We start from the raw sequence: 26488 nt of genomic DNA on the forward strand, positions 1-26488 counted from the left end.
GTGCGGCGGAAGAGGATCACTGTGCGGCATCGGCGGCGGTCGCTGCCGGGAGCTCGGTCTGCTCTTCACCGAGATCACGGACCTCGACCGCATCGACGACACCCTCGTACACGCCCGCGTCGGTCTTCGTGAGCCCGAGCGACTCCGCGTCGATCGCATCGTGTCCGAGGAAGACGATGTGGGCGCGGTCGCCCGACTCACCCCGTTCGACTCCGACGAGCTGCACGCGGCGGTTGCGCCAGCGCCCCAGCACGCGGACGGCGAAGAGGCGATCGATCTCGCCGTCGGTCGCCGTGCGCCACCAGACGCCACGAGACGACTGGCGCATGCCCTCGCGCTCGTCGGGAGCGCACACGATGGCCGTCCCGTCGGGAAGCAGGTCGGCCAGCATCCGCTCTCCCGCGATCTCGGCCCACACTCCGACGAGCTCGGGTGAGCGCGGCGGGACGGGCTGCAGAACGAAGTCCGGTCGGGTGGACACCCACCCCTCGGCGACGTGCGCATACCCGGCGAGGATCTCCTCGCGACCGTCCGCGTGCGTCCGCCACAGGCTCGTGCCGGCCGGGAGGGCGCTGGGCGCGAGCCACCAGTACGGCACCATGGCGGAGGCGCTCTCGACGAACCCGGTGCCGCTGAGCGGAGGGTGATCACGGAAGGGCGGGACGACATCGCCGGTCCCGGGAGACTCGAGAGCGAGGTAGGACGCCGCGGGGATCCGGAGCGTGTCGATGTGGGGGGCGTCGGCGCTGAACGGAGAACCGGGGTAGGCGAGCCCGAGCTCGGCGAACAGCGCGGCGGGCGTGGTCGCCGCGACCACATCGTCGCGACGGACGACGTACCCGGCGACCCAGCCGATCGCCTGGCTCAACCACGCACGGCCACGCGCGGGCGTCACTGCCAAGATCAGTTCGGTCATCGTCTTCCTCCGGGGTCGGCCCCTAGCCACGGTGCGGGAACCGGGGTGCGCGTCTCGGTGATCCGCAGATCCCGATCGTTCGCCGGGATGAGCTTCACCCAGGCATCGCGCTCAAAGCTATCAAACCCGTTCTCCCGCGCTCGCGGGTCCTTCGTGACCGCCATCACGCGACCCTGATTGCTCGGCGAGATCTCGACCGGGATACCGCGGTACGACCCGGAGTGGGAGATCCGGAAGCACTCGAGCTTCTCCGTCGGATCCACCTTCCGCTCGAAGCGTGCAGGAGCATTCTTCGTGAACGCCGCTTCGTCGAATCCGGGCGTCGCCCTGTCCGTCTGCAGCACCCACCCCGAGCCCTTGTGGACGAGCCGGTAGTCGACGCCCTTCCACCGGGCGTGGAGGCCCCGCTTCTCCAGCGCGTCGGTCACGAGCCGGAGCCGGGGCTGAAGAATCCGCGACCGGGAACGTAGATGCCCACCAGACGGGGGCCATCAGGTCCGACCGCCCACAGACGCGCTCCTGCCGACAGATCCATCCGAGCGGATGCCTCGTACTCAGGCCGCCAGACGTCGTCGCGGTTCAGCAGGAAGCCGGATCCGGCGAACGGCTGGTCGTACTCGGCCGTGCCGTCGAACTCCGGCGAGAACGGCACGCCCAGCAGGTCGACGTCGTCGGTCTGGAACTCGATGAAGCCGTAGGAGTCTGCACCCGGAGCCGTGTACGGGTTCACCTGACCGCTGTTGGGCGTGTAGTCCAGGCGAGCGTCGGCCACGACCTGGTCGAGTCCGCCCCACGGATTCAGGTCGCTCGCGCGGGCGACGAACCCGCCGACCTGCGGCCCGTACTGACCGTACTGGTAGCGGCTGACATCGTCGAACGGGATCACCTTGACCAGGCGGGTGTCGGGCGTGGGCGCATCGATGAGACCGCGCAGTTCGAGGAGCTGAGCGCGCTGGTCCGCCGAGAGCTGCGACGCCGGCGTGTGCCGGAGGTCGTGCAGATCCTGGTTCGACAGACCGTTCGCCTCGGCGAACTCACGGATGATCTGATCGGAGCTGCGGTCGGGCCCGTCGCCGTGGCCGGCGCCGTTCGTCGGATCGACGGGGTCGCCACCGTCGCCGGGGCCACCGACGCCGCTGCCGCCGTCGAGGTCGTCTCCATCGATGTCGTCACCATCGATGTCGTCACCATCGATGTCACCACCGTCGGTGCCGTCACCATCGATGGAGGACTCGCCATCCGTGCTGTCGGCGTCCGCTGCTCCTGCCTCCTGAGCCGTGTCGCCGCCCTGCGCAGTCTCTGCGCCGTCGGTCCCCGTCTCAGAGCCCGCGGGCGTCACCTCGGGACCCGCCGTCGTCGCCTCAGGACCCGCAGTCGTCGCCTCAGCGCGCGCGGTCGTCCCGTCAGCGCCGGGGGTGGTCCGCTCAGCGCCCGCCGGAGACACTGTCGAGTCGGAGCCGGGCACGCGGACCTGGCTGCGATCGATCTGGAAGTCCGTGACGCGGATGGTGCCGTCCGGTCGCGCCTGGACGAGCTCGTAGCGCACGTCGAGCGTGCCGTTGCGGATCGCCTCGACCACGCGGGGGTCAGCGTCAGGGCTCTGCATGTAGGCATCGAGGCTGTCTGCGAGGCGGGTGTCGCGGCCGGCGATGTCGTTGAGGTACGCGGTCGTGCCCTGCTCGGCGCGAACGCCGTCGACGGTGCGATAGCCGAGCGAGGAATTGCCGCCCTTCGCCTCGTAGACGTGCAGCGTCGGCGACGGGTCGCCCGTGATGGTCACGTGGTCGAACTGGCCGGCGCCTGCGCCGCCCGGCGGGATCAGCGTGGTCTCTCCACGAGCCGCCGACACAGCACCGGCCGCCTGGTCGCCCAGCTGCTCGGACGAACCTCGGAGATCGGCCAGAGCGTCGCGCTCGGCGGTGATGGCCCTGTCGAGCTCGGCCTGCTGCCGAGGCGAGATGACGCCATCCCTCTTCAGGGTCTCGAGCGTCGCTTGCACGTCGTGCGAGGAGCCGTCGAGCAGGCGAGGGTCGATCCCCGCAGCATCCGCCAGCTGGTCGACGCGAGCTGCGGCGGCGTTCGCATCGGCCTGCAGGTCGGCACGAGCATCGACCTGCGACTGGTGCGCAGTCTGCGCGTCTCCATCGAGCCCGACCTCGGTCGTGTCGCCGCGGACGGCCCGATCGACGGGGAGGTCGTTGACATCCGGTCGGTTGTGGTCGGGCACGAACTGGTGCGTGTCCTCGTCATGCAGCCGACCGGCGCGGTCACGATACGTGTCGTCGGGGTCGCCCGCAAGAGTGCGACGACCGTCCTCACGCTCGAGGTAGTCCCGGCCGTGCGCATCCTGGGCCGGTCCGCCGTCACCCCACTGCTGCGCCGGCTGATCGCCGGTCGAGGACGTCGAATCGGTCGGCGCGTGCACGGGGGCGTCGTCGCCGTCAGCGCCGTCCGCCGTCGGGTCCGCGCCGTCGCCGTCGCCCTCTGCGGTGCTGTCGCCCGCGTCGGGATCCGCACCGTCCGCCGTGGGGTCGACACCGAGGTCGCCGTCAGGATCCACGGGCGGGGGTCCATCCACCCCGGCATCCGGGTCGGTCGACGTCGAGGAGTCGCCGGTCGACGTCGAGTCGCCGCCGGTGCCGACCGGGGCCGCCGGAGCCTCCGGCGTGGTCGACGTGCTGCCGCCGGCGCCCGTGCCGGACGAGTCCCCGCCAGCAGGAGTGTTCTCGGGAGCAGGAGTGTTCTCGGGAGCAGGAGTGTTCTCGGGAGCAGGAGTGTTCTCGGGAGCAGGACTGTTCTCGGGAGCAGGACTGTTCTCGGGAGCAGGAGTGTTCTCCGGAGCAGGACTGTTCTCGGGAGCAGGAGTGTTCTCCGGAGCAGGAGTGTTCTCCGGAGCAGGAGTGTTCTCCGGAGCAGGACTGTTCTCCGGAGCAGGACTGTTCTCCGGAGCAGGAGTGTTCTCCGGAGCAGGACTGTTCTCCGGAGCAGGACTGTTCTCCGGAGCAGGACTGTTCTCCGGAGCAGGAGTGTTCTCCGGAGCAGGACTGTTCTCCGGAGCAGGACTGTTGTCGCCGCCTGCGTTGGTGTTGCCACCGTCGCCACCACTGCCGCTGTTGCCGCCGTCGCCGCCGTTGCCCTCGGGCGTGACGTGGATGTCGGTCGCCGTGGGAGCGTCGCCGTGGTTCGAGGAGGCCGAGCCGCCCTCGCCACCGCTGCCGCCGACGTCGCCGCCCTGGCCGCTGGGGCCGTCGTAGTCGGAGCGCGGAGCTCCTCCGCCGTCGCCGCCCGAGGCGTTGGCCGCGTCGCCGGTGCCCGAAGGACCGTCGTAGTCGTTGACGTGCACGCCGCCGCCGCCACTGCCGCCCGAGGCCGCGCCAGGGTTGCGGCGTCCTGGCAGACGCGCGGACCCCGCGACGCCGAGACCGGTGCCCATGGCGATGGAGGCGGCGGTGATGTCCTCGCCACGCGCCACGGCGTCGACCACCGTGCCGCCGGCACCGCCGGCGCCGTTGGCGAGCGCCTGCACGGCGAACCGCTCACCGGCCCGGCCGAACGGGGCCACGATCCCGGCGGTGATGGAGCTTCCTGCGAACCCCGAGAGGAACGCGGCGCCGTAGTTGGCCTCACTGCCCTGGACGGTCTCGGCGAGTACGGACGACGCCGTGCCGGACACGATCTCGATGCCCGCCTTGGTGAGTTTCGGGAACCGGGTTCCGGCCCGCACGAGCCCGGGGATGATGCCGTGGAGGCGGGACGCGAGGCGTCCGGCGGTCGCCACGCACCGGGCGACGAGGCCGCCGATACGCGTAGCGATGACACCGATCCGAGCCGTGATCGCAGCGGCGCCAGCGACACCCGCGGCGCCGAAGGTCACGAACGACAGGGCGAAGCTGAGCCCCGCACCCGCGATGACCTCGATCACCAGCTGGGCGATCATCTGTCGGGTCTCCTCGAGGGTGTCCCGGATGGTCGTCGCGTACTCGCGGCAGATGTTGTCGATCTGGCCGATGCCCTCGTCGTCGCTGAGGAAGATCGTCAGCCCGTCGGCGAAGTCGTCGATCTTCTGCTGGATCGCCGCGATCTCGCCGCTCTCGATGCCCGCGAGCACGTTGTCGCCCAGGCGGATGTCGGTGCGCAGGCTCCGGATGTCGCTGAGGATGCCGGCCCAGGCGCTACCTGCAGCCTCGAGCTGCTCGGGGTCGCCGTCGGGGAACAGTGTCCCGATGAAGTTGAGGATCTGGTCCCAGACCCAGACAGCCGCGCTGTCGAGGCCCTGGACCATGGTGTCCGGCCGACCACCGAAGGCAGAGGGCGGCGGTGCGACGGAGGACTCGGCGATCGCCGGTCGCAGCACGAACGCGGATGAGGCGTCATAGACGATGCGCTCGGCGTTGGCGTTGGCCTGCGCGTGGGTGCCACCGGACGCCATCAGCGTGCGGTCGAGACCGCGGGTCGCGACGGCGATGTCGTAGAGGGTCTGGAGGGCTGCCGCAGCCATCGCGTCGTAGGACTCGGCGAAGGATTCCCCGCCGGGGTCGGTGCCGGCGATGCCGCCGAAGCCGCTGAGCGAGCCGCGCGCCTCGATGGCGTAGTTCAGGGCCTGCTGGGAGATGGCGTCGTATGCGTCTGCTGCCGCGGAGAACTTCGCGGGATCTATTCTCACCATCGGATCACACCGCCGTGGATCCGCCGCCGCCGCCGGCGCCACCGCCGCCGCCGCCCCACATGCTGCCGACCGACGACTGCGCGGACTCGTACTGCGTCGCGGCGTCGCCCGCCCACGTGGCGAGATACTCGGCGTAGGAGGTGAGGATGGTCGCGCCGACCTGCCAGGTCTGCACGCAGTTGACGAACTCGGTGTTGGCGATACCGCTCCACTGCGCGCTCACGGCGCCGGTGGCGCTGGCGGCGTGGGCCTGCAGCTCGCTGCAGTATCCGTGCAGCTGCTTCAGCGCGGACTCGAGTCCGCGGATGTCAGCCGTCTCGTACGTGTGCAGGCCGCTCATGCGCTGTCTCCCCTGGTGGCACTGGCGTCGATGGTGACGTCGGCAGGCATGGCCTGCACGTTCTCGGTGACGAAGGTCGCCTGCGTCGCCGACGCCTGCGCACTGCCTCCGCTGCTGTTTCCCCCGGTGCCGGGAACGCGGATGTTGACGTTCGACGAGCGCGATGCCGCAGTGAGCTGCGCCTCGTTCCCGTCATAGGTGCTCTGACCGCTCTGGAGCCGCATCGCGATGCTCATCAGCGCCTCACGGGTCACCCCGGCGCTGGTGAGGAACCCGGTCCATTCTTCGAGGAACGCGTCGGCCGCGCTCCCCGTCCAGGTCGATCCGACCACGGCGTTCACCGCGGCGGTGACCTGCGCGAGCTGCGCATCGAACTGCGCGACCGCACCGGTCATCGACGACGCCGAGAACCCCAGCGCCGGTGTGGATACATGGAACTGCACCACGAGGCACCCCCCTCACATCAGCAGACCCGGCGCACCGGGTGGAAGAACTTAGGAACGGAAGCTGTTGCCGATGTTGTTCTCGGACTCCTCGTAGGCGAGCGCTGCCTTCGAGAGCTGGTCGCTGATTCCGTTCAGCGATTCCTTGAGCTGGATGCCAGCGGCGTCCCACTGCTCGTAGAGCTCGTTGAACGTCTGCGAGGCGGATCCGCCCCAGTCGCCGGCGATGAGTCCCTGCACGAGCGACTTGAGGTTTCCGAGCTGCGACTCGATCGACGTCGCACCCGATGCGAGCTGGTTCGCGACGCCCGCGAGCGACTCGGAAGTTACCTTGATCTCAGCCATGTCATACCCCCTGCTTTATGCGGCGATGCCGCGGAATTGGTCCGGGTACATTCGTAACACACGAGACGGTCCCGAGCCGATGGGGAGAACTCCCCATCCATGCTTCCGACGGCGTCAGGAGATGCGCAGGACGGCGTCTCCGAGCAGCAGCCGATCTCCCGCGACGAGCGCGCTCGGAGTGCCGGAGACGAGGGCGTACTGCACTCCGTCGCGCTCGAGGAGAGTGCCGTTCGCCGAACCAGGATCGGTCGCGATCACGGCGCCGGCTGCCGGGGCGAGCACGAGGTGCACGCGGGACATGGCTCGTTCGGGATCATCGAGACGCAGCGGGACGCCCTGATATGCCGCCGCGCCACGCTCGGGCGAGCGCCCGAAGACGAGAACCTGATCGAGTCCGAGCAGTCGACCGTCCGGGAGCGTCACCGTTGTCGGGATGGCCGGAGCAGTCGGCGAAGCCTGCGGCTGCGGCGCGGACTGTGCGGGCGCGTCCGCCTGCGGCGCGGGAGCGCTCTGCGGCGCGGGAGCGCTCTGCGGTGCGGGAGCGCTCTGCGGTGCGGGAGCGCTCTGCGGTGGCGCTGGGACCACCCGCGGCGCAGGCTCCGGCGTGAGCGGCGCGGGAAGCGGGACCGGCGGAAGCGGCTCGGAAGGGCGCTGTTCGACGGGCGCTCCGGACGACGTCGACGCGGCACCGCCGGGGAAGGGCGGCACGACAGTTCCCGGCATGCCGATGAGCTGTCCGCACGACGGGCAGAACATGCTGTCCGGTCGTACGGCCTCGCCGCAGAACCGGCACTGAGTGCTCATCGACTGTCTCCCCCGTTGTGGTCGTCCGGCCGCCCTGCTCGCAGCCGTAGCGCCCGGGTCATTCTATCCCGCCCTCCGGGGGCGGCGGATCGTCACGCGGTCAGGTCGGGGACCTGCACCGGCATGTACGAACCGTCGCTGAAGAACACACCACTGCCCGGTGCCGCCCGGCCCACATGGGTGCGGGCGAGCTGCACGCCGAACACCTGAGTGCCGACGATCGTAGACGGCGGGGAGAGCAGGATGCCGGTGCGTCCCTTCTTCGCCTCGGTGAGCGCGACGGTGAGCGACGAGCCCGCCGATTCTGCGCCGACGCCGACGATGAAGCGCGCGTGCGAGCGAGCGGCCCCGAGGGCTCTGTCCAGTGGGGTGTCCCTGATGGACTCGCTGTCGTCGACGACGATCGTGAGCGGCGCATCCGCCGGTTCGAGTGCCGTGGCGATCTCATCCTCCGGGGTGCGCGGAGTGAGCACGGGCACGCCGTGGCTCTTGCCCACCTCGGCCAGGATCGAGCCGTCACGGGCCACGATCACCATCGGCGTCTTGTGCCAGCCGAGCTGGTGCGCGATCGCGGCCAGCGTGTGCGTCTTGCCGCTGCGGCGATCGCCGGCCACGACGAAGCCGCCGATGCCCGGCCAGTCGACGCTCACGCGCGACAGGTGGTCGCCACCGACCGCGACCACCGGGGTCTCGGCGGTCGCGCCGTCCAGCAGCGGCAGCGAATGGACGACGCTCAGACCGATGCGCGAGGGCAGCGGGTCGACGCGCATCGGCTGCGGCAGCTCGGCCAGCTGCGGGAACTGGCCGAAGTGCCCTCTGACGTACTCGACGATGCCGCGGGCCGCAGACGTCTGCCCCTCGCCGCTCGGGTCGGCGGAGAGCACCGCGAACTGCGCCTCGGTGCCTTCGGAGCCGAACAGGGCACGACCCGGGGGCATGTTCGGGGCGATGTCGCGGATCATGATGCCGGCACCGCGGTAGTCGTTGATGTCCCGCATCCGCAGTGCGTACTGCGTGTCGATGAACGTCGACACCTTGTCGGAGGAGACCGACCGGTCGGCCGTGAGGATCAGCCGCAGACCGACGGCCGGACCTTCGCGGAGCAGGCGCATGATCTGGTCGCGCACGAGCACCATGTCGTCGGCGCTCATCGAGGCACCGAGACGCTCCCATCCGTCGATCACGACCAGGTTGTAGGGCAGCGCGTCACGAGCATCCGCCTGCCGCCGCTGCTCGGCGATGCTGCCGACGCCGGCGCGGGCCAGGAGCGCCTGCCGGCGCGAGAGTTCCATGCCCAGCCGGTCGAGGAGGCGCGGCAGACGCGCGGCGTCCTGAGGGGTGATGACGGCGCCGGTGTGCGGGGCGTCGACGAACGGCAGCAGCGCCCCGGTGCCGTAGTCGACCGCGTAGATGTGCAGGTCGGCGGGGGTGAAGCGCTGCACGGCCTGGGCGAGCAGCGTGCGCACGGCCGTCGTGCGCCCTGAGCGGCTGCCACCGAAGAACAGCAGGTGCGAGCCGGTGAGCACGTTCCAGACGAGCGGCTGCTGCTTCTGCTTCGAGGGCACGTCGACGAGACCGAGCACGAGACCGCCCTCGGGCGCCGACGACTCGTCGAAGCGATCGAGCGGGAGCAGGTCGGGCAGCGGCAGCAGCCACGGCGACGGGCTGCGCTCGATGCCCAGGGCGGTCGCCGCCTGGTTCGCGAGCTGCACGAGTCCTCGCAGGTCGGTGTCGTCCTGGTCGGGACGATGCGACTGCGTCTCGGCGGCGGGGAAGCGCGGCGGCAGGCCGACCGTCTGCCAGTCGAACCGCGCAGCCGGAGGCAGCACACGGGTGGTGCGCTGGTGTCCGATGCGCAGCCCGGCGACGCGGGCGGTCTGGAACGGCGCCGGCGCCGCATCCAATCCGGCCCTGACGTAGCCGCGACCCGGTGTGGACGCCGAGATCAGCGCGGCATCCGGAACCCCGATGATGTCGGTCGAGTCGGCGCGATCGGTCACGCGGAGGGCGATGCGCAGGTTGATGTTCGACTGCATCTCGGGGGTGATGACGCCGGACGGGCGCTGCGTCGCGAGCACCAGGTTGACCCCGAGGGATCGACCCACTCGGGCGATGCGGACGAGGCCGTTGATGAAGTCGGGCAGCTCGGTCTTGAGCTCGGCGAACTCGTCGACCACGATCATCAGGCGCGCGAGGCCGAGCCGGGCGGCCGCCTCGGCATCCTTCTCCCAGGCGGCGTCGACGTCCTTGGCACCGATCTCGTCGCGGAGCACTCGCTCACGGCGCTTCAGCTCGGCGTCGAGCGAGGCGAGGGCGCGCTCGGTCTCGCGCGCGTCGAGGTTGGTGACCATGCCGACGGTGTGCGGCAGGCGGGCGCAGTCCGCGAACGCCGACCCGCCCTTGTAGTCGATCAGCACGAAGTTCAGCGCGTCCGGCCGGTTCGCGAGCGCCAGCGAGATCACCAGCGCCTGCAGGAACTCCGACTTTCCGGAACCGGTGGTTCCGGCCACCAGCGCGTGCGGACCGTCAGTCGCGATGTCGATCGCGTACTCGCCCTCGGCGCCGGCGCCGATCACGACGTACGACTGGCGCGGCACGACCTGCCACTGATCGATGATCGGCTGCGGGTCAGCGAGATCGATGCCGAGCAGCTCGGTGTAGCGCACGCTGCTGGGCACGGTGGCATCGTCGCCGACACCGCGGACGTGCTCGATCGAGCACAGCGCGCGGGCGATCTCCTCGGCGTAGCCCACGCTCACCTGATCGAAGAGCACGGGCGAGTGGTACGCGTCGCCGGACTCGACACGGCCGAGGAGCGGGTCGCCGGGGTCGGCGACGACGACCGTGGTCGCCTCCTCGGGGAGTCGCGAGCGGTCGGAGTCGATGGCGATCACGTGGATGCCGTACTTGGCACCCTGCTCGAGGATGGTCACCATCCCGGGGAGCATGCGGTAGCGGCGGGCACCGTCGACGACCAGCACGATCTGCGACTCGGAGTCCAGTCGCCGGTCCTTGCCGATGCGCATCCGGATGTCGAGGAGCGTGCCGATCTCGCGGATCCGCTCGCGACGGGTGAGGTCGGTGTTGCCGATCAGGGCGACGGGGCCGACACCGGGCTGCGCGTGCGGCAGCCACTGGACCCACGACCACGCGTGCTCCTGGTCGCGGTCGCACAGCACGGCCACCTGCAGATCCCGCGGCGAGCGCAGCGCGACGAGGCCCGTCAGCATGGCGCGCACGACTCCGCTGGCGACGTCGGCGGGGCCGGCGACGCCGACGGGACCGGATGCGAGGTCGACCGCGACCGGCGACGGCGAGACGCCGACCCGCCTGTCGTTGCGGCGCTCCTTCTGCGGACCGCCTTCGAAGCGCACATCCAGCGGCACATCGGCCACGCCGACCCGCGCCCGCAGAGCATCCTCCTCGCCGCGGCGGCGTTCCCAGAGCCGGGAGAGCGGACGGGTGACGACATCGCGGATGTACACGGGGTCGAGGTGGTGGTACCAGCTCGTCAGACGCTGCTGGCGCACGTGCACGGCGATCCGCTTGCGGGCCGAGTCGATCTCCTCGATCCAGTCGGCCTCGCTGCGCTCGCCCTTGCGGCGTGCGAGCTTCTTGTTCGCGAAGAACGAGCCGATCACCATGACCGGCGACGCGGCGGCCATCAGCAGCATGATCGGACGCTGGAACACGAACGCGAGGGTGATGCCGAGCACGACGGGCACGATCGCGGAGAGCCACGGGAGCGGCGAGGCGTCCTGCTCCTCGGGCTTGTCGCCGGGGAGCGTGATCACGGGCGGGATCTGCGACGGACGGATGCGGGAGGGGCGGTTGAACGCCCTGGCACCGACCTCGTCGATCGTGATGTCGGCGTCGGATGCGGGAGCCGCGCCGATGCGGATCACGCTGCTGCCCAGCTGGATCAGGTCGGCGGGGACGATGTCGGCCGCGCGGGCATCACCCGTGCCGTTCACGACGAGCGCACCGTCGGGGGCCGTCAGCTCGACGTGCGCCGTCAGGGGCAGCAGGGAGCCGTCGTCTGCGATGCCGCCCGACACTGTGATGGTCGCGTGCTCCTCGCTCAGGTGCGGATCGGCGATGCGTACGGCCGCCGTCGATCCGCGGCCGATGGTGGTCGGAACCCCCGGGGTCATCGGCACGGACTCCCCGGCGAACGGGCCGGCGACGAACTCCAGGCGCAGGGTGCCCGGCTCCAGCACCACCTGGTGGCGAGAGGGCACGACGACGCCGCTGCGGATGCCGGTGACGGTGAACGCCGACGAGGGGTCGGTGCCGGGGGCGAGCTCGTCGGCGGGGACGTCGAGCGACTCGCCGATCTCGGAGATCGTCGTGGCCTCGTCGACCTTGACGATCCAGGACTCGGGTTGGGGCGCGCCGGGGCGGTCGGCGACAGTCAGCCGAAGGCTCATGATGCGGGTATCCCTTCCAGAAGCCGGGCGAGGCCGGCGAGCGGAACTGCAGCGTCGGCCTGCTGCTCGTCGACGGGGACCGTGACGAGAGACAGCGGCGCTTCACTCTCCCACGAGGGAGCGACGAGCTCGGCGACATCCGCGTCCGCGTCATCCGTGACGCTGCCCCAGGCGAGGCGGCCGTCGTCGGCCACGACCCGGAACAGCAGCTGCGCGGGGAGGGCGGTGGCGTCGTCGTCGGCGCCCGCTGCGGTGCCGGTGCGCTCGATGCCGCCGTCCTCGGTGCACCGGAGACCGATGGACTGCGGGGTGCTGCAGACGATCGTGACGTCGCCCCACGTCTGCTCGACGAGATCGAGGGCCTCGACGTCGCCGACGACGTGCAGAGCGCCGATCGTCGGGGCCTCGGCAGGAGCGGAAGCGGCGACGAACGTCACCGTGAGCTCGATGGAGACGGATTGTCTCGCGTCATCCGTGAGCGTCAGCGGCACGATCGCGTCGCCCGCCGTCGTGCCGCGCAGGGCGAGGTGGGTGCCGCTGACCCCTGCAGAGACGCCGGGCGGCGGCGTGTCGACCTGGATGGTCGCTCCCCCGTCGGCCGTGCAGACCGCGCACACGATGCCCAGCGCCGAGAGCGGAACCAGAGCCTGCTCCCCGACGACGACGGGCAGGTCCAGGCGGTCGACGGAGACCTCCGGTACCGGGGGCGGTTCGAGCCGCACGCGGTAGACGGGAGAGATGCGCGTCGCCCCCGAGACCTGCGGGACGGTCAGGGTCTGGATGCCGAGGTCGGCGTCGAACCCCGCAGACACGAGCGTGACGCCGTCGTCGGCGCAGGCCACGTCGATGCCTTCCAGCGTGCCGACGCCCGCGCAGTCGATGCGCCAGCCCTCGCCAGAGCGGATCTCGGTGGTCTCGGTGTAGGACACCTCGACGGCTCCGCCCTGAGGGGTGGTCGCGTTCTCGTCGGACGCGTCGGCCGCGGCGATACCGGGAGCAGCGAGCGCGGAAGCCACCAGTACGGCGGCCATCGCGGCACTCCGCATCGCGACGAGAGCGCGAGCTCCTCGTCGGCGTCGGTGCGTCGAGGTCATGGGGCTCCCAGGTCGGAGGCAGGCCATGACTAGGATAGACGCGCCCGACCACGACGGAGAATCTGCAGCAGATCGATGAGCGACATCCCGCGCACACGCCGGCAGCAGAACGCTGCGCCGGTCGGCGAGCGACCGGCCGGCGCGATGATCACCGCCGCCCCCGTGCCGTGGACGGCGGCCCGCACGCCGGCCCCTGCGGCGCTCGACGGTCAGCTCGGCTGGGACTCCCCTCGTCCCAGCATGCAGGTCGCGCCCGGCGCCATCCGCACGCTCGAGACCTCGGGTGACGTCCTTCCCGAGCTCGAGGAGGCGCCGGAGAAGCAGCGTCCGCTGTGGCGGCATCCGGCGTTCCTGATCTCCATCGGCACGACCGTTCTCGCGCTCATCGCCTTCCTCGTCTTCGTGATCGTGGGCGGCCTGTCCGGGCGGGCCGCAGCATCCGATCTCACCCTCGAGGTCACCGACAACGTCGTGCGCGCCGACTGGTCGGGGCCGGATGTGCCCTACCAGGTGATCGTGGTCGACGGCCCGTCGGGTCCGAGTCTCGACGTGTCGCAGCTCGTCACGGGCACCGAGGCCTGGCTGCCGCGTGCCGCCGCCATCGTCGACGAGGGGTCCTGCATCGTCGTGCGCCCTGCCGACGGGAACGAGAAGGCGGAGGTCAAGCTCGACCGCGCCACGCTCGACGCGCAGGGCGCGGTCTCGGGATGTGTGGCGGATGCCCCGGCGGAGTGACGCACGGCTGACCGCCCTCGTGCTGGGATCCGTGCTCGTCCTCGCCGGGTGCGCGGGCGCCACCCAGCCCGCGGAGCCTGCACCGAGCCCCACCCACATCGATCTCGATGCCTGGGACGAGGAGACCTCCGGCAACGGCATCGTCCTGCTCGACGCGACCACCGCGCGCGCCACCGTGCTCACCGCCGTCCGTGAGGCCGGGCCAGCCACGATGACCGGCACCTTCACCTCAGGCGGTCGGGCGCTCACGATCGACGTGCACGGGTCGAGCGAGGAGACCGTCGCGCAGTTCACCGTCGACGGTCAGACCACCGTCGTCGTGTCGACCGACGGACAGACCTATCTCAACCCCACCGCGGCCACCGCCGGAGAGGCCGGGAGCGATCGTCCGGTCGGCGAGTTCTCCTGCGTCGCCGACGACGACCCGGCGGTCACGCGGTGGGGTGCCCTCCTGCACCCTCTGCAGGCACTCGCGGAGCACACCTCCGACGCCTCCGCTCTGGGAGCGCCGAGCGATGACGGCGTCGACCTCATCCTGGGGGCCGACGGCACTCAGGGCGCGCTGCGCGTGCAGACGCAGGGCCCGGCGCTGCCGGTGTCCCTCACCCGAGCGGATGCCGCAGGAAGCCTCCAGCTGGAGTTCTCCGGCTGGGGCGAGGCCGTCGACCTGCCCGACCTCGAGGCCGCAGCAGGCTGCTGAGCCCGCGGGCTCCTGAGCAACTCAGACGAACTCGGACCCCGCCGGCGGCGCCCACTTCGGCAGGCCGTTGCAGGCGGCGGCAACACGGTGAAGGCCGTACTGCGGGTGCGAGAACGCCTCCCAGACCCCCTTCGAGTCCTTCGTCTCGGCCGCCTCGATGAGGGCGCCGAGCGTCTCCGGCGACCCCGTGGCCCACTCGACGTAGTCGGAGCTGTCAACCCCGGCCGAACCGAGCTCGGCGATCGCACGCACCTCTTCCGCGGCGCGGATCACGTCGGTGAAGCTCTGTGGGATGCGCTCGTTGCACGAGACGACGGCGACGGTCAGTGCCGTCACGGGGTCGACGAGCTGTTCACATCGGCTGGCGCGCAGGTCGGCCATCATCTCCCTCTCATTCCTGCCCCGACGTGGACGGGGCAGACTTCTCGGGCCCGAGCAGGGCGACCGTTCTGGTGTAGATCGTCGCCCGATCGGACGTCACCTCGACATCGACGCCGGCACGGAGCCCGGCGATGCAGATCGCCGCGAGCGACGCCCGGACGTTCTCAGGCGCGACCATGGTATCGATCGGCACGCGGATGCCGCCGTGCGACCCGAGCACCTCGAAGAGTCCGTGCAGCTCCCGCGGGGCCGCGTCGCGCAGCGCACGCACCCCGCGGACGCCGAGCACGAACTCGGACTGCACGCGTCCCGCTGCACGCTCGACCGCGGCCGCCGGGCCTCGCAGGAACGGGACCGCCGCATCACGATCGTCGAATCCGACGCCGCCGATCACCGACGACCACGGCAGGTCGACATGACCTGCGAGACGGATCCCCTCGGCGCTGACCACCAGATAGTCGTCACCCGAGACCGGCCCGCCGCGCAGTCGACGCCGGAGCAGGGCGAAGCGCAGCAGCAGGATGCCGGCCGCGATCACGAGCAGCGCGAACAGGAGCACCGTCACCGGTCCGCCGAAATGCAGGAAGAGCACGGCGAACAGCCCTGCCGCGGCGAACGCCAGGACGACGGACGCGACCCCGATCACGACGGCGTTGACGCGCATCCGCCGACGGACGGCATCCCGATCGAGACGCGCGGCGAACGCGCGACCCCGACCGAAGTAGTCGCGCCACTCGTCCTCCTGGACCGCGGAAAGGCCCAGGGCGCTCAGCTCATACACGGCGAGTGCTCCGCAGTGTGCTCAGGCATCCTCGTCCTCGGTGCCCTGCGGCCGGTCGAGTTCGGCGAGGTCCTCGCGCGTCACGAGGCGCGAGGCGATCGTGTACTCCACCAGCCGCGCTCGGCGGTTGGTGGCGAAGGAGCGCTGTCCGCCGCGCATCCCCGGCACGCCGATGCGGTCGAGCTTGTCGCAGACGTTGTCGAGCTTGCGATTGAATCGCGTGACGGTCCATCCGAGCCGGGCAGCCGCCTTCGCGGAGGTGGGGATCTCGCTCATGCCCGTGCCGTCGCGCAGCAGCTGCGGCTCGGCGAGGGCGAGGATCAGCAGCCGCTGGCTCGCCGTCAGCGGCACGTCGCCGATCGTGGAGTCGCCGTCGGTGCTCTCGCGCTGGGTCGGGCGGAATGCCGGTTGCGTGGAATGCACGACGAGTTCGTACGTCGTGGGTCCGGCGCTGAAGACGACGGTCGTCGCATCGAACACGAGGGGCAACCGGGCGCCGGGCGACAGCCAGGCCTGCACGCCGCCGGTGCGGTCGGTCACGGATGCCGTGAGCCGCGAGCCGATGTTCGACAGCCACCAGAGGCCGCCGGACTCGGCGATCTCGAGGAAGCTGCGATGCAGGAAGAGGTTGTCGTCGATCGCCAGGTCGCCTTCGCGCCCGGCGGTGAACCTGCTGCCGGGCTCGATGGTGAAGTACTCGCCGGCGAACTCGACCGTGACCGTGCCGATCCCGCTCATTTCACGCACCCCCGCACCGGCTCCGAGGCGCGTCCGTCGTCGCGACGCAGCGCCACATCGACGCACACCTGACCGGGCGCGGCATCCGTGATCGTGACCGTCGTGTCGGTCGTGGTCGACGGGGTGCCCTCGCCGGTGAGGTCGACGGGGATCCAGATGAAGCTGTCCCCCTCGAGCTCGTCGGTGTTGGTCCAGGTGAAGGTGACGGTGTCGCCGGAGCGGGTGCCCTCGAGGTCCGAGACCTTGGGCACGACATCCGACACGATGTCCTTCGGGTCGACCTCGTCGCCCGTGGCGGCAGGCTCGGGCGTGGGCATGTTCGCGACCATGAGGTTCAGGCCGACGATGGCGCCGACGACCACGACGACGCCGGCGGCGACCAGTCCGATCGTGCGTCCGCGACGGCTGCGGGCCGAACGGTCGGGGGCATCAGCGGTCGCAGCCGCTGCAGTGGCCCCCGCGCCGGCTCCGGAGTTCTTCGCGGCGGAAGTCGCCGCGGGCGAGGTCTGCCCGGGCGAGCTCTGGGCGGGCTGCGACGACGGCGACGTGAACGACGGGGACGCAGGCGCACCCGCGGATGATGATGGATGCGGGGAGACGACGACGGGGCCGCGCGCGATCGTGCGATCGTCGTCGTCCGGCGCGGAGACCGGGGCAGCGCCCGGCGTCCGGAGCTGGGTGGCCTCGTCGACCGGATCGGGGCTGTCGAAGCGCGGCACATCGGGAGTCGGGAACGCGGTGCCCTTGGGCTGCGTCGCCGCCGACGGCCGGGTGAAGGATCCGACGTCCGGATCGATGCTGACGATCTCCCTGACGCGCGTCAGGCCGTCGCCGTCATCGTCGAGGTCCTCGGCCGGCGGGTGGTCGTCGACGATGTCGATCGGGGTGACCGAGTGCGACAGCTCGATCTGCACCTTCTGCAGCGCACGGGCGAAGGCCACGGCACTGGGATAGCGGGCGTCGGGGTTCTTGGCCATCGACCGCTCGAGCACGCGCTGCAGACTCTCGGGCGAATCCGGGCGTGCGAGTGAGGGCAGCGCGGCGCGCTCGATGCGTTCGATGAGGTCGGCGCTGGAGTTGCGCTCCCCCGGCCTCTCGAACGGCGAGCGCCCGGCGAGGAGGGTGAACAGCGTCGCCCCCAGCGCCCACACGTCGGTGCGGGGTCCGCTCTGGGGCGGATCCGCGAACGACTCGGGCGGCGACCACGGGATGGACATGCCGCCAGACGCTTCGCCCGTGGCCCCGGTCGTCGACGCGATGCCGAAGTCGGTGAGAGCCGGGCGGTTGTACTCGGTGACGAGGATGTTGGCCGGCTTGATGTCGCGGTGCAGGACGCCCGCGCGATGCGCCGTCTCGACGGCGCCCGCGACCTGCACGCCGACGCGCAGGGCCTCGGCGACGGAGAACGGCTCCTTGCGCGCGCGCAGCTGCAGGTTCGGCCGCGGGCAGTACTCCATCACGAGGTACGGACGTCCGTCGCCGGCCACTCCGGCCTGGTAGATCGTGACGATCGCAGGATGCGTCGACAGCATCGCCATGACGTTGGCCTCGTCGGCGAACTCCTGCGCCGCGCTGCTGGTGATCCGGTCGGCGAGCAGCACCTTGACCGCTACCCGCCGTCGCGGCATCTGCTGCTCGTAGAGGAACACGTCGGCGAAGCCACCCGTGCCGAGCGGCTCCACATACGTGAAGCCGGGCAGCTCGGGCGGCGGCGAGGGGCGCCGATTCACGGGAGGTCCTCGAACGCGACGGTCACTCCGTCGCCGAGGTCGACCACATCGCCCGAGATCACGATCGTCTGCTCACCCGGGTGCAGCCGCACGGGGTCGGAGCCCGAGCGAAGAAGAGTCGATCCGTTCGTGGTGTGCAGGTCGATGACCACGACCGTGTCGCCCTCGGGGCGCACCTCCAGGTGACTGCGGGAGATGTCCTGCTGCGGGCTCTCGACCGCGACGAGGTGCGGGAGGTTCGCTCCGCTCGCCCGGGTGGACCGCGGGCGGCGGCCGATGATGACGGTGCGATCCAGCGTCACCACCTGTCCTGTGGAGACACGTATGCGCCCCTCGCTCGGCACGACGTCGAGCGCGACGGTCGGTGCCTCCGGTGAGACGGGTGCGGCGTCCTTGCGGAGCGCTCTCGCCTCGGCCGCCGAGATGGTGGCCCCGTCGTGATCGCCTGCGACAGCGGCGTCTGCCGGCAGGCCCGCGCCGGTCGGCGGCGCTGCGGAGTCGGATGCGGGGCGGTGGATCGTCTGTCCGAAGAGCATCTCGAACTCATCGATGTCGGAGGGGGCGTCCGTGCTGTCCGCCGCAGCATCCTCGGCCGCAGCGTCGTCCTCCTCGGGGGCAGCATCGTCACCGACAGCAGCATCGTCACCGACAGCAGCATCGTCACCGTCAGCCGGGTCCGGCTCTGGAAGGAGAGTGTCCTCGATGTTGGGCTCGTCCGCCGCAGCGGCGGCAGCGGGTGCGGGCGCAGCGACCGCAGGGACCGCGACCGCAGGTACCGGAACCGGAGGGACAGCAGCCGGAGGGACAGCGACCGGAGGGACAGCAGCACCGGCGCTGACGGTCGGCAGAGCGACAGGTGCGGCGTCGGCAGCCGAGGAGAGGGCAGGCACGGCGACCGGAGACGCCTCCGCTGACGCTCCCGCTGACGAGCTTTCCGTCATGTCCAGGACCAGCGCACCCGCACGGACGACTCCGGCGATCACCGGCAGCTCGGCGTCATCCGCGGGCTCGACGACGACATCGACGCGGGTCGCCCCGCGGACCAGCCGCTCGTTCCAGGTCGTCACGTCGGTGCCGGTGATGCGCGTCTGGCCCTCTGCGGTCTCGACGACGATCTCGGGCACGCCGCGCACGGCGACGCGCACGTCCTGTCCGGCGATCACCACGGCGGCGAAGTCGGGCACGGAGGACAGGGATCCTCCCGAGCGCGAGGTCAGCAGATCGACGAGGGCTCCGAGTTCCCGGATGCCGTCGAACCCGGTCCAGGCGTCGGCGATCAGGGCGGCGTCAGCAGTGGCGGGCAGCACGAGCAGTGCCTGCTCGCGGACGAGGGCGTTCCACGTTCCCGGGCGATAGTTCACACGCATCAGCGGACTCCTCCTGCGGCTTCGCGCGGACGCGTATCCGCGATGTCTGGTTCGTCGGTCTCCACGAGGGTGCCGGGGCGGGAGGCGACGGAGATGGCGTCGATCACGACGGCGGTCACATTGTCGCGTCCTCCGGCGTGCACCGCGCTGGAGACGAGGAAGTCTGCCGCGCGCTGCGGGTCGGACTCGACCATCAGGATCTCCCGGATCGCTCCGTCGGTGAGTTCCGACGAGAGACCGTCGGAGCAGATCAGCATCCGGTCGCCCATTTCGGCGGGGAACAGCCAGTAGTCGACCTCGCCGTCGCTGCCCGCGCCGATCGCTCGGGTGATGATGTTGCGCCGTCGATCGGTCTGCGCATCCTCCGGTCGCAGCTCCCCGGCGTCGACGAGCTCCTGGACCACCGAGTGATCGACGCTGACCTGTTCGAGATCACCGTCTTCGAGGCGGTAGACGCGCGAGTCGCCGATGTTCAGCACGAGCCAGTAGCCCATGCCGTCGACCGTGGCGATGATGACACCGCTGAGGGTGGTGCCTGCGCGCCCGTTGCTCGAGGTCGACAGCGACTCGACTTCGGCCCGTGCGACCGCGACGGCGTCGCGCACCTCGTCGAGCGCGAGTGCCGGCTGCCCGATGTGCCGGGAGAACTCCTCGATGACGGCGGCGCTCGCTCGCTCGCCCGCCTCATGTCCGCCCATGCCGTCGGCGACCAGGAAGACCGGGGCGCTGGCGAGGAAGGCATCCTCGTTGAGTGTGCGACGCAGACCCGTGTGGGTCGCCGCACCGGTCGATACCGCCAAGGCGACGCTCATGCGTATCCCCCGATCGTCACGATGCGATCGCCGATCTCGATCGCGTCTCCCAGGCGCACCGGCACGCGCTGGCCCGCGGGGCAGGCGATGCGCTGTCCGTCGCGCACGATCGTCATGCCGTTGGTCGAGTACCGGTCGAGGATCCAGCCGCCGGAGGTCGAGGCGGCGGCCTCGAAGTGCGTCTTCGAGAGCGACAGCGTCTCGTCGCGGACCGGCACGAGGATCGCACCGTCCTCGGGGCCCGGATTGCGTCCGAAGACCGTGCGTCGCGACACCGTGACGCGGGTGCCGTCGTCCCAGGTGAAGACCAGTCGATGGCCAGGGATGCTGATGCGCGTCTCCTCGAGATCGTCCTCCTCGGGAGCGTCTGCGGAAGCGGCGATGCCGGCGGTGGGCGCGGCGGGGGCGGGAGGTGCGGCAGGCGCAACAGGCGCGGCGAACGCCGGCGCGGCGGGGAACGCGGGCGCCGGCTCCGGTGTCGCGAATGCCGGAGCAGCCGGTCGCTCCGGCGTGACCTGCTGCGACGACGCGCCCTGGGCGGCCGTGCGCGGCGGCGGCGCGTCCACCGTGATGCCGGGGACATACGCGATGAGTCCGCCGTCATCGGCCGGCTGTGCCGCCGGAGAGGTGTACGCCGGTGCCTCCGCCGGAGCGGATGCGGCCGGTGCTGCGGATGCGGCCGGTGCGTCGGAGAGGACCGGTGCAGCGGGCTGCGGGGCGGCCGGATACTCGGGTGCCGCGGGAGCCGCGTACTCCGGGGCCGCCGGAGCCGCGTACTCCGGAGCTGCCGGTGCCGCGAACCCGGGTGCGGGAGGCGCTCCGAAGGGGGCAGCCGGTGCGACGTCAGGCCGTGCGAACGACGGAGCAGGCGCGCCGCTCTGCGGAACCGGGATGCCGGGGGCAGCGGGTACGGACGGCGGCACCGGGATGCCGGGGATGGCTGGCACGCCCTGCGACGCGGCCGGCACGCCCTGCGCGAGCGGGGCTCCCTGCGGAACAGGCGGGGCTCCCTGCGGAACGGGCGGGGCGGCCTGCGGTGCACCCGCGGCACGCGCGTCCGAGGGACGCGGCGCGTGCGAGGCACCCTCGCCACGAGCATCCAGCATCAGCGACTTCGCGACCTTGTCGTGCCATCCCTGGAAACGACCGGACCCGTCGAACAGCGGGGTGAAGTATCCGACCACGATCCCCGCGGCGAGACCGAAGATCACGTTGCGCAGGAGCGTGCGACCGAAGCCGAGAGGAGTCCCGTCTTCGGAGATCAGGCGGAGGCCCTGCGTGCGCATGCCGATGGAGCCCGCACCGGCCTGCATGAACGTGTAGAACACGAACCACCCCAGCAGGACGAGGCTGACGATCGGTCCTCCGATCACCAGCGTCGCGACGGAGCCCTCGAGCGAGCCGGAGAGGTTGGCGGCGACCACGAGCACGAGCGTCAGGACGACGCCGATACCCCCCGCAATGAGCGCGTCGATCAGGTAGGCGATCGCGCGCCGGGAGATCGGCGCGATCTGGCCGAACGGGACCTGAGTCATGGTGTCTCGCTCTCGGGTGAGGTGGACGTCGTCGTACGAGTGCTGCTCTTGATGGTGCCAGGTTCGCGCCGGACGCGCGCGGCCGCGGCGTCCTTGAGGTTCTGCAGCCCCGTCGACACGGCGGTGCCGCCCATCAGGGATCGCAGGCTCAGCCGCGCCTTCGTGCGCTTCCAGAATCCGGCGTCCTTGCCGAGGCCGCCGACGATCGTGTCGACCTCCGCCCAGAACGCCTCGACCTCTTCGGCGCTCGGCTCCGAGGGGCCGAACACCTCGGCATCCGCCCGCTGGGCGAGGGTGGTGACCTGCGGAAGCGTGAGGGTCTCGGCGACCGTCGCCGCCTCTTCTGTCCGCGTGCCACCGGGAGCGATCCGCGCGCCGTAGTCGACGGCGCGATCGGCCAGCTCGTCCCATCCGCCGCTGATGCGGTCGGCCGCACGCTCCGCCTGACGCCGTGCGCGTCTTCTGGCAGCCTTCCAGGCGCCGATGAGGATGAACGGCGAGGCCAACAGAGCGAGGATCGCCAGCGAGATGCCGCCGATCGCGAGGATCGCGCCGATGATGCCCAGGATGTTGAGCGTCTCGTCGTCGCCCTTGCGGTCGTCGGGAAGCGTCGGAGGAAGATCGACCGGCTCCTGCGGCGGGGGCGGCGGCTGCAGCACCTGCGGCTTGGGGTCGACACGAGGCTTGGTGTTCTGGTCGTTGGGGACCTTGTCCTCGGGCGGCGTCGGGTTGAAGGTGAGCCAGCCGACGCCCTCGAAGTTGACCTCGACCCAGGCGTGCACGTTGTCGCCCGTCGCCTCGAAGACCGCTTCGCCTTGCTTGTCCTCATCGGGGTAGAAGCCCATCACGACGCGCGCCGGGATGCCGACCTCACGCGCCAGGAGCGCCATCGCCACGGCGTACTGCTCGTCGTCGCCGATCATCTGGTCGCCGCCGATCAGCGTCGAGATGCGCTCGGCGGTGTGCCCTGCCCGCGACAGCACCTCTCCTTCGAGACCATGGCTGAAGAACCCGCCGTCCGCGAGGAAGGTCTCCAATGCCCGCACCTGCTCGATGGGCGACTCCGCATCGGCGACCGTCTCGGACGCGAGCGAGGTCAGCTCCTCCGGCACGTTGCTCTGCGTCGGCAGCGGCACGGTGCCGAACTTCACCTCCGCGAGCTGGGTGTCGTCGAGCTCGCTCGGGATCACGGTGTCGACCGTGTAGGTGTCGCCGGCCGCGAGCTTCGACGTCACGACCGCGGTGCCGGTCTCGACGTTGTAGTACGCCGACCGCCGCAGCTCCTCCGCACGTTCGCCGGTGAACTCGATCTGCGAGACGGCTCCGGCATCGGGCAGCCAGACGCTCCGGTACTCGTCGACCTCGACCTTGAGGGTCACCGGGATGCCCTCGGCATCCGGCGACATGTTGGTGCGGACGGGGCCGAACGCACTCGAGGAGCCGGGGCCGCCGTCGGTGACGTTGTAGACCATGCCGTCGAACTGGTCCATGACGGCGATCCGCATGCGGGCGCCCTTCGGCAGACCGCTCACGGTGAAGAGCGTGTCCCCGGCCTCGTCGCGCACGTTCTTGCGGAACGCCTGGAGCGGACTCGGGTAATCGCGGATGTTGAACGGCGGGATGATCACGTCGCGGAAGACATGGCGCGGCTGCACGGGTGCTGCGATCGCACTCGTCGCGACACCGGCGCCACCGGCGATCGCGAGCACCGCCGCGCCCGCGATCAGGCGGCGCAGACGCATGTGCGAGGCACGGGAAGAGTCCACCTCGCTGACAGAGATCGCGGCGTTCTGAGGTGCCCAGAGCTGACGCAGCGCCAGCCACGCGATGGAGAGCACCGCGAAGACGAGTCCCTGCAGCACGGGGAACGCGGGCTCGGGGGTGCCGAGGGCGATCACCATCACGAGCATCACGCCGGCCGGCAGCAGCGCCCACGCGACCTGGCCGAGGCGCAGGGCGAGGGATGCCGTCAGCACCGTGACCACGAGGGTGAGGAGGAACGGCACGAGCAGGTGCCCGTCGGCCGTCGACACCGGCGCGACCGTCGTGAGCAGCTGCTTCCAGGACGTCACGGTGCCGATCGCGAGACGCTGCAGCGTGTCGATCGTCGGGATGAACCCGAAGATCGCCGTGTGCGGGAGCGCGAGAGCGCCGCCGAAGACGAAGTAGACGGCGATCGTCAGGCCGGTGACGATCAGGATGCCCCAGCGACGCCACGCGGCGACGACCGCGACGGCCAGCCCGAGGAGCAGCGCGCCGATCGTGCCGGGGAGGTAGGAGGGCCCTGCGAAGGTGGGCCAGAACCCGACGATGGAGACGCCGATCAGCAGCGCCGTGGCACTCACATCGAGGATCCAGCGTCGGAGCGGCAGTCCGCCCCATTCGGTGGCGAGAGCGGTCATGCGAGCACCTTCTGCAGTGCGAGGGGAACCTGTTCGAGCGCGCCGATCGTGACGACATCCGCATCGCCGATCCGGCGAAGTGCCGGCGCGGAGACCGACCGGTCGGCGACGACCGCCATCACCTTGGCGCCGTACGGGAGTCGCGAGCACGCGAGCCGAAGATCGTCCGTGCTCACTCGCGAGCCGCAGACGAGCACGACGACGCTTGCGAGCGGCATGGTCCTCGCGAGCACTCCGGCGAGGTGGTCGATGCCCCCGTCGCGGGGCTTGGAGCTCTCGACGGCCGAGAGCGAGTCGAGCAGCTGCTTGCCGGTGCCGGCTGCCAGCTCACGCCCCTGGACCCTGACGTCGACGCGCTGCGAATCGCGGATGGCCCGGAGGCCGATCGATCCGGCGGCCGAGATGGCCAGCTCGAAGTCCTCGTCGGTGGCGTAGTCGCCGCTGGAGCGCGAGAGCCCGATCACGAAGTGCGAGCGGCGGGTCTCCTCGTACTGGCGCACCATCATGGTGCCGGTGCGCGCGGTGGATCGCCAGTGCACGTGGCGCAGGTCGTCGCCCGGCTGGTACTCGAGCAGGGCGTGGAACGAGACGTCATCGCGCGAGAGATCCGCCGCGGGCAGCCCCTCGAGGTCGCGGAGGTAGCCGAGCGACTGCCCGTCGAACAGCACCGTGCGAGGGTGCACGTAGAGGTCGACGGGGTCGTCCCGACGATGGGCGCGCTCGAACAGTCCGAGCGGATCGCCGCGCACGACGCTCACCGGGCCGACCTTCACGACTCCGCGCTTCTGCGTCGGGATGGCGAAGAGCTCCTCCGCCTCCTCCCCCGGCGCCAGTCGCTGGATGCCGAACTCCCCTCGGCCGGAACCCACCGGCAGCACGACCCTGGACGGGAGGATCGCCCGTGCACCGCGGTTCGCGAGGGTGAGGGCGCCGACCGCGCGCTCGCCGACCACGACCCGGGTGCGAGCGAGATCCAGGGAGACGTCGTAGGCCGTACGGCCGATCAGGAAGAGCGCGCACAGCGCGACCGTGAGGGCGATGACCACCGCGGCGATCGTGAACTCCGCCCATCCGGCCACCTGCCCGAGGATCCAGAAGCCGATCGCGAGGGCCATCAGCACCCAGGCGAGCGGTCGGATGGCGGCGGCGATCAGACGGAGGCGCACCAGGATGCGCGCGCCGATGACCGCCGCGACGTCACGCCAGCCGGCGTCGCGGTCGATCGGCGCGGCCGCAGCCGGCAGTGCCTCCGTCGTCATCAGGCCGCTGCTCGTGCCTGCGGTGCGGCGACGTTCTCGAGCACGCGCGCGATGACGGAGTCGCTCGAGGTGCCGGCGAACTCCGCCTCGGCATCCAGGAGCAGACGGTGCTGCCACACCGGACGCGCGAGCGCCTTGATGTCGTCGGGGAGCACGAAGTGACGCCCCTGGGAGGCTGCGCGGACCTTCGCGATGCGGATCATCGCGATGGCTCCACGCACCGAGACGCCGAGGCGGATCGCCGGGTCCTCACGCGTCGCCTCGGCGAGCTCGGCGACATAGCGCAACACGGCGGGCTCGACGTGGACCGAGGCGCCGAGGTCTGCCATGTCGGCGACGGCGCTGGTGGTGATGATCGCCGAGAGGCCGGCCGAGGGGTTGCGGTCCGAGGCACCGGCGAGGATACTCTCGGTGACCGCGAGGTCGGGGTAGCCGATCGACGTCTTGATGAGGAAGCGGTCGAGCTGCGCCTCGGGGAGCTTGTACGTTCCCGCCTGCTCGATGGGGTTCTGCGTCGCGATGACGAGGAACGGGCGCCCGGTCTCGTGGGTGACGCCGTCGACCGTGACCCGCGACTCCTCCATGACCTCGAGCAGAGCGGACTGCGTCTTCGGCGAGGCGCGGTTGATCTCGTCGGCCAGCACGATCGACGCGAAGATCGGGCCCTTGTGGAACTCGAAGCGGTGCGACTGCTGGTCGTAGATCGTGACGCCCGTCACGTCGGACGGCAGCAGGTCGGGCGTGAACTGGATGCGCGTGCTGGTGCCCTGCACGGTCGAGGCCAGCGCCTTCGCGAGGCTGGTCTTTCCCGTGCCGGGGGCGTCCTCGAGCAGCACGTGGCCCTCGGCGAGCATCGCGGACAGCACGAGGCCGACGATCTCGCGCTTGCCCTGCACCGCCTTGTCGATGTTGTCGACGAGGCGCGTGAAAGTGCCGTGGAACCAGGCGGCCTGTTCGGGGGTCATGCTCATGAGTGTGGGTTTCCCTGTTCTGTGAAGGTCATCGGGTCG

General features: G+C 70.9%; 21 protein-coding genes. 2 read left to right on the plus strand and 19 right to left on the minus strand.

Features of this window, described 5'->3' with window-relative positions:
• Positions 1-16: 16 nt before the first annotated feature.
• The 9 genes from BLW44_RS15860 to BLW44_RS15900 all read right to left on the minus strand — a co-directional run bounded on the left by BLW44_RS15860 (position 17) and on the right by BLW44_RS15900 (position 13038).
• Positions 17-916: a hypothetical protein gene (locus tag BLW44_RS15860; protein ID WP_074731896.1), complete on the minus strand. Its 900-nt coding sequence runs from the start codon at positions 914-916 to the stop codon at positions 17-19.
• Positions 913-1344, minus strand: a complete 432-nt coding sequence (locus tag BLW44_RS15865; protein ID WP_060928777.1) for a hypothetical protein — start codon at positions 1342-1344, stop codon at positions 913-915. The genes BLW44_RS15860 and BLW44_RS15865 overlap by 4 nt, the downstream gene beginning before the upstream one ends.
• A complete protein-coding gene (locus tag BLW44_RS15870; protein ID WP_074731898.1) occupies positions 1341-5582 on the minus strand; it encodes a WXG100-like domain-containing protein in 4242 nt (1413 codons plus the stop codon). Before BLW44_RS15870 ends, BLW44_RS15865 begins: the two co-directional genes overlap by 4 nt.
• A 4-nt stretch (positions 5583-5586) precedes the next feature.
• Positions 5587-5922 (minus strand): hypothetical protein, encoded by a 336-nt coding sequence (locus BLW44_RS15875; protein ID WP_060928561.1) that lies wholly within the window; start codon positions 5920-5922, stop codon positions 5587-5589.
• Positions 5919-6368 (minus strand): WXG100 family type VII secretion target, encoded by a 450-nt coding sequence (locus BLW44_RS15880; RefSeq protein ID WP_060928560.1) that lies wholly within the window; start codon positions 6366-6368, stop codon positions 5919-5921. The genes BLW44_RS15875 and BLW44_RS15880 overlap by 4 nt, the downstream gene beginning before the upstream one ends.
• Before the next feature lie 48 nt (positions 6369-6416).
• Positions 6417-6710, minus strand: coding sequence for a WXG100 family type VII secretion target (locus tag BLW44_RS15885; RefSeq protein WP_060928559.1), 294 nt, complete (start codon positions 6708-6710; stop codon positions 6417-6419).
• Positions 6711-6824: 114 nt separating this feature from the next.
• A complete protein-coding gene (locus BLW44_RS17815; RefSeq protein WP_139305298.1) occupies positions 6825-7514 on the minus strand; it encodes a hypothetical protein in 690 nt (229 codons plus the stop codon).
• Between the two features lie 92 nt (positions 7515-7606).
• Positions 7607-11944: an FtsK/SpoIIIE domain-containing protein gene (locus BLW44_RS15895; protein WP_060928557.1), complete on the minus strand. Its 4338-nt coding sequence runs from the start codon at positions 11942-11944 to the stop codon at positions 7607-7609.
• Positions 11941-13038 carry a hypothetical protein gene (locus BLW44_RS15900; RefSeq protein ID WP_060928556.1) on the minus strand — a complete coding sequence of 366 codons (1098 nt, stop codon included), beginning with the start codon at positions 13036-13038 and terminating at the stop codon, positions 11941-11943. Before BLW44_RS15900 ends, BLW44_RS15895 begins: the two co-directional genes overlap by 4 nt.
• A gap of 75 nt (positions 13039-13113) precedes the next feature.
• Here BLW44_RS15900 and BLW44_RS15905 point away from each other — a divergent pair, with 75 nt between their 5' ends.
• Both BLW44_RS15905 and BLW44_RS15910 read left to right on the plus strand, forming a co-directional pair.
• Positions 13114-13773, plus strand: coding sequence for a hypothetical protein (locus BLW44_RS15905; protein ID WP_060928555.1), 660 nt, complete (start codon positions 13114-13116; stop codon positions 13771-13773).
• Complete coding sequence (locus tag BLW44_RS15910; RefSeq protein ID WP_060928554.1) at positions 13757-14473, plus strand: hypothetical protein; 717 nt, start codon at positions 13757-13759, stop codon at positions 14471-14473. Before BLW44_RS15905 ends, BLW44_RS15910 begins: the two co-directional genes overlap by 17 nt.
• Before the next feature lie 21 nt (positions 14474-14494).
• Here BLW44_RS15910 and BLW44_RS15915 read toward each other — a convergent pair whose 3' ends face one another.
• Genes BLW44_RS15915 through BLW44_RS15960 form a run of 10 tightly spaced genes read right to left on the minus strand, consistent with a single transcriptional unit; the run spans position 14495 to position 26449 of the window.
• The gene (locus BLW44_RS15915; RefSeq protein WP_060928553.1) at positions 14495-14857 is read right to left on the minus strand and encodes a hypothetical protein; all 363 of its coding nucleotides are present in this window, start codon (positions 14855-14857) and stop codon (positions 14495-14497) included.
• A gap of 7 nt (positions 14858-14864) precedes the next feature.
• A complete protein-coding gene (locus BLW44_RS15920) occupies positions 14865-15635 on the minus strand; it encodes a hypothetical protein (RefSeq protein WP_060928552.1) in 771 nt (256 codons plus the stop codon).
• A gap of 21 nt (positions 15636-15656) precedes the next feature.
• Positions 15657-16373 carry a hypothetical protein gene (locus BLW44_RS15925; protein ID WP_060928551.1) on the minus strand — a complete coding sequence of 239 codons (717 nt, stop codon included), beginning with the start codon at positions 16371-16373 and terminating at the stop codon, positions 15657-15659.
• Positions 16370-18103 carry a serine/threonine-protein kinase gene (locus BLW44_RS15930; RefSeq protein WP_060928550.1) on the minus strand — a complete coding sequence of 578 codons (1734 nt, stop codon included), beginning with the start codon at positions 18101-18103 and terminating at the stop codon, positions 16370-16372. The genes BLW44_RS15925 and BLW44_RS15930 overlap by 4 nt, the downstream gene beginning before the upstream one ends.
• Positions 18100-19470: an FHA domain-containing protein gene (locus BLW44_RS15935; RefSeq protein WP_060928549.1), complete on the minus strand. Its 1371-nt coding sequence runs from the start codon at positions 19468-19470 to the stop codon at positions 18100-18102. The genes BLW44_RS15930 and BLW44_RS15935 overlap by 4 nt, the downstream gene beginning before the upstream one ends.
• Entirely contained in the window at positions 19470-20282 is an 813-nt protein-coding gene (locus BLW44_RS15940; RefSeq protein ID WP_060928548.1) for a PP2C family protein-serine/threonine phosphatase, read from the minus strand. Before BLW44_RS15940 ends, BLW44_RS15935 begins: the two co-directional genes overlap by 1 nt.
• On the minus strand, positions 20279-21817 hold the full coding sequence (locus tag BLW44_RS18450) for an RDD family protein (RefSeq protein ID WP_074731903.1): 1539 nt from the start codon (positions 21815-21817) through the stop codon (positions 20279-20281). The genes BLW44_RS15940 and BLW44_RS18450 overlap by 4 nt, the downstream gene beginning before the upstream one ends.
• Positions 21814-24219, minus strand: coding sequence for a transglutaminase TgpA family protein (locus BLW44_RS15950; RefSeq protein WP_060928620.1), 2406 nt, complete (start codon positions 24217-24219; stop codon positions 21814-21816). Before BLW44_RS15950 ends, BLW44_RS18450 begins: the two co-directional genes overlap by 4 nt.
• Positions 24216-25478 (minus strand): DUF58 domain-containing protein, encoded by a 1263-nt coding sequence (locus tag BLW44_RS15955; RefSeq protein WP_060928621.1) that lies wholly within the window; start codon positions 25476-25478, stop codon positions 24216-24218. The genes BLW44_RS15950 and BLW44_RS15955 overlap by 4 nt, the downstream gene beginning before the upstream one ends.
• Positions 25478-26449 (minus strand): AAA family ATPase, encoded by a 972-nt coding sequence (locus tag BLW44_RS15960; RefSeq protein ID WP_060928622.1) that lies wholly within the window; start codon positions 26447-26449, stop codon positions 25478-25480. Before BLW44_RS15960 ends, BLW44_RS15955 begins: the two co-directional genes overlap by 1 nt.
• Between the last annotated feature and the right edge of the window lie 39 nt (positions 26450-26488).

The organism is Microbacterium hydrocarbonoxydans (genome assembly GCF_900105205.1).
In the GTDB taxonomy this organism is placed as follows: Bacteria; Actinomycetota; Actinomycetes; order Actinomycetales; family Microbacteriaceae; genus Microbacterium; species Microbacterium hydrocarbonoxydans.

Coding starts and splice junctions, on each gene's coding strand:
- BLW44_RS15860 (WP_074731896.1), bottom strand. CDS start 916: ATGACCGAACTGATCTTGGCAGTGACGCCCGCGCGTGGCCGTGCGTGG.
- BLW44_RS15870 (WP_074731898.1), bottom strand. CDS start 5,582: ATGGTGAGAATAGATCCCGCGAAGTTCTCCGCGGCAGCAGACGCATAC.
- BLW44_RS15875 (WP_060928561.1), bottom strand. CDS start 5,922: ATGAGCGGCCTGCACACGTACGAGACGGCTGACATCCGCGGACTCGAG.
- BLW44_RS15885 (WP_060928559.1), bottom strand. CDS start 6,710: ATGGCTGAGATCAAGGTAACTTCCGAGTCGCTCGCGGGCGTCGCGAAC.
- BLW44_RS17815 (WP_139305298.1), bottom strand. CDS start 7,514: ATGAGCACTCAGTGCCGGTTCTGCGGCGAGGCCGTACGACCGGACAGC.
- BLW44_RS15895 (WP_060928557.1), bottom strand. CDS start 11,944: ATGAGCCTTCGGCTGACTGTCGCCGACCGCCCCGGCGCGCCCCAACCC.
- BLW44_RS15900 (WP_060928556.1), bottom strand. CDS start 13,038: ATGACCTCGACGCACCGACGCCGACGAGGAGCTCGCGCTCTCGTCGCG.
- BLW44_RS15905 (WP_060928555.1), top strand. CDS start 13,114: ATGAGCGACATCCCGCGCACACGCCGGCAGCAGAACGCTGCGCCGGTC.
- BLW44_RS15910 (WP_060928554.1), top strand. CDS start 13,757: ATGCCCCGGCGGAGTGACGCACGGCTGACCGCCCTCGTGCTGGGATCC.
- BLW44_RS15915 (WP_060928553.1), bottom strand. CDS start 14,857: ATGATGGCCGACCTGCGCGCCAGCCGATGTGAACAGCTCGTCGACCCC.
- BLW44_RS15925 (WP_060928551.1), bottom strand. CDS start 16,373: ATGAGCGGGATCGGCACGGTCACGGTCGAGTTCGCCGGCGAGTACTTC.
- BLW44_RS15935 (WP_060928549.1), bottom strand. CDS start 19,470: ATGCGTGTGAACTATCGCCCGGGAACGTGGAACGCCCTCGTCCGCGAG.
- BLW44_RS15940 (WP_060928548.1), bottom strand. CDS start 20,282: ATGAGCGTCGCCTTGGCGGTATCGACCGGTGCGGCGACCCACACGGGT.
- BLW44_RS18450 (WP_074731903.1), bottom strand. CDS start 21,817: ATGACTCAGGTCCCGTTCGGCCAGATCGCGCCGATCTCCCGGCGCGCG.
- BLW44_RS15950 (WP_060928620.1), bottom strand. CDS start 24,219: ATGACCGCTCTCGCCACCGAATGGGGCGGACTGCCGCTCCGACGCTGG.
- BLW44_RS15955 (WP_060928621.1), bottom strand. CDS start 25,478: ATGACGACGGAGGCACTGCCGGCTGCGGCCGCGCCGATCGACCGCGAC.
- BLW44_RS15960 (WP_060928622.1), bottom strand. CDS start 26,449: ATGAGCATGACCCCCGAACAGGCCGCCTGGTTCCACGGCACTTTCACG.